Consider the following 574-nt stretch of genomic DNA (forward strand, 5'->3'; position numbering starts at 1 on the left):
TCTCAACACTTTGCTACTCTGCTGTCAGAGAGTTTGGTCTCGGAAATGGAAGCGAATAAGCAGCATCGTGAATACTTATACGAGACGTTAAAGACGTATTTAATGTTGTTTAATCCGGAAAAGTATCAACAAGAAGAGGTAATTGCTTGGTTCAACTTCTACTTTGAACGTCAGTATCCAGGAGAGTTAAACAAAGAGCTACGTGAGCGTTTGCTAGTGCATACTAAAAACTTACTAGAGAACGACGAGAAAGGCTTCTCAATGGATGCGACTGCTATTAGTGCAGCACGAGAAGTTCTAACGCAAATGTCACTTCCAGAGCGTGCATATCAGCGTATGAAGATGCAGTTTGCTAAAAGTCACGTTCCGTCTTTCCGTTTAACAGACGTGTTAGGACCAAAAGGTTTAGAACAATTTGAACGAGCAAGTGGAAAACCTCTATCGCAAGGTATTTCCGGTTTTTATACCTACAACGGTTTTCACAGCATTTTCCAAATTCAGATTAATCGCACCGTCAAAGGATTGATGGAAGAAAACTGGGGGTATTGGGATGATCTTAAAGCTCATGAAATTG

1 protein-coding gene is annotated in these 574 nt (G+C 40.8%); it reads left to right on the top strand.

Features of this window, described 5'->3' with window-relative positions; translation table 11 throughout:
• Positions 1-574: ImcF-related family protein (locus tag R7Z50_RS29585; RefSeq protein ID WP_318150026.1), on the top strand; the 574-nt coding region annotated here is incomplete at both ends.

The organism is Vibrio sp. 1249-1 (assembly GCF_033340495.1).